This is a genomic window from Corallococcus sp. CA047B, from assembly GCF_003612065.1.
In the GTDB taxonomy this organism is placed as follows: Bacteria; Myxococcota; Myxococcia; order Myxococcales; family Myxococcaceae; genus Corallococcus; species Corallococcus praedator.
The window spans coordinates 1-5469 of the sequence record NZ_RAWD01000469.1 but is presented as its reverse complement, the minus strand read 5'-3'; the positions used below and the strand labels follow the sequence as shown (position 1 = coordinate 5469).

The window sequence follows — 5469 nt, the reverse complement described above, 5'->3', positions numbered from 1 at the left end:
GGCAAGGCGGGCCGGGTGAGGGCGAAGAGGGCGGCCCCCAGGGCGACGAGCGCGCCCCCGGAGAGTGTCTGCACCCGGCCCAGGTCGCGGTCGGTCTCCCGGGCGAGCTGGCATTCGGGGTCGGACAGGCCCGTGCAGTCGGCGGGGAAGAAGACGCCCTTCGCGCCCCGGGCGAGCAGGAGGAGCCCGCCCAGGAGCAGGCCGGCGACCAACCCGAGCGACGCGGCGCGCAGGAGGGCGGTACCCCGGGAGGAGGGCAGGGCGGTCATGGACGCGAGGCGTAGCACCGACGCGGGTGGGACGGGGCGATGAAGGCCGCTGGCGCGTATGCTTCCGGACCATGCGAATCCTGTACGGGGTCGTCGGCGAGGGGATGGGCCATGCGACGCGCTCGCGCGTGCTGCTCGAGGCGCTGACGAAGGAACACGAGGTCCACATCGTGGTGTCGGGGCGGGCGCAGAGCTACCTGTCCCAGCGCTTCCAGAACGTGCACGGCATCTGGGGCCTGACCATCGCCTACGAGGGGAACTCGGTGAAGAAGTGGCAGACGGTGCTGCAGAACCTGCAGGGCGCCGTGAAGGGCTGGCCGCAGAACGTGCGCCAGTACTTCGACCTGGTGGAGGGCTTCAAGCCGGACGTGGTGGTGAGCGACTTCGAGACGTTCAGCTACCTGTTCGCGAAGAACCACCGGCTGCCCGTCATCAGCGTGGACAACATGCAGGTCATCAACCGCTGCCAGCACGAGCCGTCGTTGCTCGCGGGCCACGAGGAGAGCTTCGAGGCCACGCGCGCCATCGTGAAGGCGAAGCTGCCCGGGGCCTTCCACTACCTGGCGACGACGTTCTTCTACCCGCCCCTGCGCAAGCGCCGCACCACGCTGGCGCCCTCCATCCTCCGGCCGGAGATATTGTCGGCGAAGTCGGAGCGCGGCGAGCACCTGCTGGTGTACCAGACGGCGACGACCAACACGCACCTGCCCGAAATCCTCAAGCAGTCCGGCGTCCCGTGCCGCGTGTACGGCCTGCGCCGCGACCTGAAGGAGGACCTGGTGGATGGCAACCTCACCTACCGGCCCTTCAGCGAGGCGGGCTTCATCGACGACCTGCGCACGGCGCGCGCGGTGGTGGCCGGCGGCGGCTACACGCTGATGAGCGAGGCCGTCTACCTGCACAAGCCGCTGCTGAGCATCCCGGTGGGAGGCCAGTTCGAGCAGGTGCTCAATGCCCTGTACCTGGAGAAGCTGGGGTACGGCATGTATGTGAAGGAATTGAGCCTGGACGCGCTGAAGACGTTCCTCACCCGCGTGCCCGCCTGCGAGGAGGCCCTCAAGGGCTACGAGCAGGATGGGAACGTGAAGATGCTCACCGCGCTCAACGACCAGCTGGCCCAGGCGTACGAGCACCGGGGCCACTGGCGCATGGAGCTGGCGGAGATGGACGGCAAGGCCTGAGGCGTCCGCCCGGGGTGTCCCCTGCCTAGTGCAGGGACACCTCGTTCTCGTTGTTGCGCTCCGCCGCGCGGCGGCTCATCTCCGTGAGCCAGGAGCGGGTGATGGGCGTCTCGCTGTCGCTGCCCCGGTAGCGGTCCGGGTTGCTGTCCTGGGGCAGCAGGCGGTTGACGGCGTCCAGCAGGCGCGCGGTGAGGTTGGGCGCCAGGGCCCGGCCCGCCGTGGCGAGCTTCGCGGGCAGGCCCACCAGGGCCTCCGCGTCCCCGCGCCGGCACGCCTCGATGATTTTGCGCGCCGCGCGCTCGGCGCCCATGGACACGCCCATCGTGGAGTCACTGATGTGGAACCACGCGTATTCCTTCTCGTGGTCGCCCTTGAAGGACGCGTTGCGCGGGCTGCCCGTGCGCATCAGGCCGGGGCACGCCGTCGTCACCTTGATGCCGTCCTGGGCCAGCTCCGTGCGCAGGCCGTCCGACAGGCCCACCAGCGCGAACTTGCTCGCGGAGTACGGCACCAGGTGCGGCACGCTGACCTTCCCGCCAATGGAGGCGATGTTGACGATGCGGCCCTCGCCGCGCCGCTTCATGTCCGACGCCACCGCGAGCGTCGTGTACAGCGGGCCCCACAGGTGCACGTCGATGGCCTCCTCGAAGTCCTCCAGGGTCATGGACTCCAGCGGGCCCACCATGATGATGCCCGCGTTGTTGATGAGCACGTCCACCGCGCCCCAGCGCTCGTGGACCGCGCCCACCATCGCGTCCACCTGCACCTGGTCGCGCACGTCGCACCGGACGGCCAGCACCTCGCCGCCCTCGCGCTCCAGCTCCGCGCGGGCCCGCTGGAGCGTTTCGTTGTCGCGGCCGCAGATGGCCACCCGCGCGCCCTCCTTCAGCAGCAGGCGCGCCATCACCAACCCCAGGCCCCGCGAACCCCCGGTGATGATGACCGTGCGGTCCTTGAAGCTGTAGCGCGGCCGCAGCGCGCGGCCCAGGCCCACGGCCGCGCCGACCCCGGCGGCCAGTGCTCCGAGGGAGAGGCCCTTTCGCTCGGTGTGACGTCGTTCAGCCATGGTGCGACTCCTGAAGGAGAGGGGAGGAAGGGGCGGCCCGGGGCCCTAGGGACTGGCCGGGAGCTGGGCCTCTTCGGCGTCGGAAATCTGACCCGACAGCTCCCGCTCCCCCTCGGGCAGGTTCTTGAGCAGCGCGCGCACGCGGCGCACGGCGTCCTTGCCGCCAATGCGATTCTTCAAGAGCCCATCCGTCCCGAAGAGGAGGAAGGCCGGGTGCTTGTCCACGCCGTACACCCTGGCCATGGAGCCGTCGTCCATCGCGATGGGGTGGCGCAGGCCGTGCTCGCGCGCGAAGCCCTCCACCTTGTTGGTGTCGCGCAGCTCCGTCTCGGAGTGGGTGACGTCCACGCCAATCACCTTCAGCCCTCGCGGCCCGAAGTCCACCACCCACTGGTTCACGGCCTCGAACTGCCCAGCGCAGTCCTCGCAGTCCATGGTCCAGAAGTGCAGGAGGACGGGCAGGCCATCGAGCTCCGAGACGTGGACCGGGGCATTCACCCAGCCGCCATCCGGGTCCAGGAGCTTGAGGGGAATCTTCGTCGAGGCCATGCGAACTCCCTTTGAACTCACCGCGGGGTGGGAAAGCGCTTCAACGGGTCGCGACTCAAGCTATGCATGCGTCTCCGGTTGCTCCCGGCTGCGCGCCCGGCCGCTCGCCTGTCCGGCAAGGCTCACGGGCCCGCTCCGCCCCCGGGCGGGCAGGCGGGCGCCACGCGAGAGGACGTCATGCACATCCCCGACTTCGAGCTGGAGCGGTACTTCGCGCGCTGGGAGTTCGCCGCGCCCTACCTCTTGTGCGCCTCCGACGTGGAGGGCTGGCGCATGGCGGACCTGCTGGCGCTCGCCTCCCCGGAGGACCGGGCGCGGTGGGAGGGCCTGACGCTGGGCTACACCGAAACGTCGGGGCTGCCCGTGCTGCGCGAGGCCGTCGCCGGGATGTACCCGGGCCTCACGCCCGATGACGTCCTCACCTTCGCGGGCGCGCAGGAAGCCCTGTTCGTGGCGATGAACGTCCAACTGGGGCCGGGCACGCACGCCGTCGTCACCTGGCCGGGCTACCAGTCCCTGTACGAGGTGGCGCGCGCCACCGGCGCCCAGGTGACGCTGCTCCCCTTGCGCGAGGAGGACGGCTGGGCGCTGGACCTGGAGGCGCTGAAGGCCGCGCTGCGCCCCGACACGCGCATGGTGGTCGTGAACTTCCCCCACAACCCCACGGGCTCGCTGCCGGACCGCGCCACCTTCCAGGCCCTGTGCGCGCTGTGCGAGGCGAGAGGCATCCCCCTCTTCTCCGACGAGGTGTACCGCCTGCTGGAGTACGACCCCGCGGACACGCTGCCGCCCGCGGCGTCGTGCTTCACGAAGGGCGTGAGCCTGGGCGTGATGTCCAAGGCGTTCGGCCTGGCGGGGCTGCGCGTGGGCTGGCTCGCGTGCCGGGACGCGGAGCTGCTGGCGCGGTGCCGGTCCTTCAAGGACTACACCTCGCTGTGCAACAGCGCCCCCAGCGAGGTGCTGTCCCTCATCGCCCTCAAGGCCCGGGAGCAGGTGCTCGCGCGCAGCCGGGGCCTGCTCACCCGGAACCTCGCGTTGCTGGATGCGTTCTTCGCCCGCCACCCGGAGACGTTCCGCTGGGTGCGTCCGCGCGCCGGCAGCGTCGCCTTCCCCCGTTTGTTGCGAAACATCCCGGTGGGTCGTTTCACCGAAGCACTCATCGCCCGCGAGGGCGTGCTGCTGTTGCCTGGAAACGTGTATGCCTTTGAAGGCAATCACTTCCGTCTGGGCCTGGGTCGCGCCAACCTGCCGGAAGCATTGATACGCCTGGAGCGCTTCGTGAACAGCGGGGTCCTTGATACCCCGGTGTGACATTTCCGGCCGGCGCAATGCGTCAGCTTTTTCTGTAACACCGTGGCTGTCGGCTTATCGCGTTCATTGAAGACAACCCCTAGAGTGGTCGTCCCCTCGCCCGGCCTGCGGCCGTGCGCAAAGCCCTCTCATCCCTCTGGAGAGGCCAGGAGACACACCCCGATGAAGACGCTGATTGGCGCGGCCGTGGCCGCCGCGACGCTGCTGGTGAGCACCGAAGCCGCCGCGACCAACTACACGCTGTGGATCCACGGCAAGAACGGCAACAGCACGAAGGCCGGCAACTACGCGGACTTCAGCTACTGGGGACCGGCGGGCACGGCGGCGGGGGTGAACAAGAAGGCGGTCAACTGGAACGGCACGCAGCGCATCGGGACGGAGAACTACCGGGTCCGCAACGCGCTGGACTGCTTCTGCACGGGCACGAACTGGTGCTACATCGCCGCGCACAGCGCCGGTGATCTGCAGATCGGCTACGCCCTGTCGCTGTACGGCGGCAGCGCGCGCAGCAAGAAGAACGCGACGCCCAACGCCAACGGCGAGTGCGGCAACACGGACGGTTCCACGCAGACGGGCTGGAACATCAAGTGGGTGGACATCGCGTCCGGCGCGGGTGGCGGCAGCGAGCTGGCGGACCACGGCGACTGGGCGGTGAGCGACCCGCTGGTGAGCGACCTGGTCACCACGACGGCGCGCGCCATGTTCAACCACAACACCACGCGCAACGTCTGGTTCTACATGTTCGCCGGCGCCAAGGGGACGGCGTACTCCGGCATCCTCCCCGGCCAGGACGACGAGGCGGTGTCCTACCACTCCACCGGTGGTGTGTCCGGCAGTGGGAACGGGTCCTACTGCAACCCCGGCGACTGGTTCTGCGGCGGCACGCTGAACACGGGCACGGCGGCGTGCAGCGACGGCCGCGCGAAGTGGAGCTTCCACTCCGTCTCCCTGCGCGATGACGGCGAGTCGTACAACCACTACGCCAACGGCAACTGGGGCGGCATCGTCTCCAAGGTGCGCGAGGACGTCGTCACGTACGCGTACTAGACTGACGGCTTCCCCCCGCCCCCTCCGGCGCAGCCCTCACATGACC

At 69.6% G+C, this 5469-nt stretch carries 6 protein-coding genes; 3 read left to right on the top strand and 3 right to left on the bottom strand.

Annotation, left to right across the window (positions count from 1 at the left end; genetic code table 11):
- Positions 1-269 (bottom strand): hypothetical protein (locus tag D7X74_RS39060; RefSeq protein ID WP_120538035.1); only part of this gene is annotated, 269 nt, incomplete at its 3' end.
- Between the two features lie 71 nt (positions 270-340).
- Between D7X74_RS39060 and D7X74_RS39055 the strand changes: the two genes are divergently transcribed.
- Complete coding sequence (locus D7X74_RS39055) at positions 341-1450, top strand: MJ1255/VC2487 family glycosyltransferase (RefSeq protein ID WP_120538034.1); 1110 nt, start codon at positions 341-343, stop codon at positions 1448-1450.
- 25 nt (positions 1451-1475) lie between these two features.
- Here D7X74_RS39055 and D7X74_RS39050 read toward each other — a convergent pair whose 3' ends face one another.
- Positions 1476-2516: an SDR family oxidoreductase gene (locus D7X74_RS39050; protein ID WP_120538033.1), complete on the bottom strand. Its 1041-nt coding sequence runs from the start codon at positions 2514-2516 to the stop codon at positions 1476-1478.
- A gap of 45 nt (positions 2517-2561) precedes the next feature.
- A complete protein-coding gene (locus tag D7X74_RS39045) occupies positions 2562-3065 on the bottom strand; it encodes a peroxiredoxin (RefSeq protein WP_120538032.1) in 504 nt (167 codons plus the stop codon).
- A 177-nt stretch (positions 3066-3242) separates the two neighbouring features.
- Between D7X74_RS39045 and D7X74_RS39040 the strand changes: the two genes are divergently transcribed.
- Entirely contained in the window at positions 3243-4376 is a 1134-nt protein-coding gene (locus D7X74_RS39040) for an aminotransferase class I/II-fold pyridoxal phosphate-dependent enzyme (RefSeq protein ID WP_120538031.1), read from the top strand.
- A gap of 162 nt (positions 4377-4538) precedes the next feature.
- Positions 4539-5423 (top strand): hypothetical protein, encoded by an 885-nt coding sequence (locus D7X74_RS39035; protein ID WP_120538030.1) that lies wholly within the window; start codon positions 4539-4541, stop codon positions 5421-5423.
- Positions 5424-5469 lie beyond the last annotated feature (46 nt).

What these genes read in the sequence shown, in the direction of transcription:
- D7X74_RS39055 (WP_120538034.1), top strand. Translation starts at nt 341, where the DNA reads ATGCGAATCCTGTACGGGGTCGTCGGCGAGGGGATGGGCCATGCGACG.
- D7X74_RS39045 (WP_120538032.1), bottom strand. Translation starts at nt 3,065, where the DNA reads ATGGCCTCGACGAAGATTCCCCTCAAGCTCCTGGACCCGGATGGCGGC.
- D7X74_RS39040 (WP_120538031.1), top strand. Translation starts at nt 3,243, where the DNA reads ATGCACATCCCCGACTTCGAGCTGGAGCGGTACTTCGCGCGCTGGGAG.
- D7X74_RS39035 (WP_120538030.1), top strand. Translation starts at nt 4,539, where the DNA reads ATGAAGACGCTGATTGGCGCGGCCGTGGCCGCCGCGACGCTGCTGGTG.
- D7X74_RS39050 (WP_120538033.1), bottom strand. Translation starts at nt 2,516, where the DNA reads ATGGCTGAACGACGTCACACCGAGCGAAAGGGCCTCTCCCTCGGAGCA.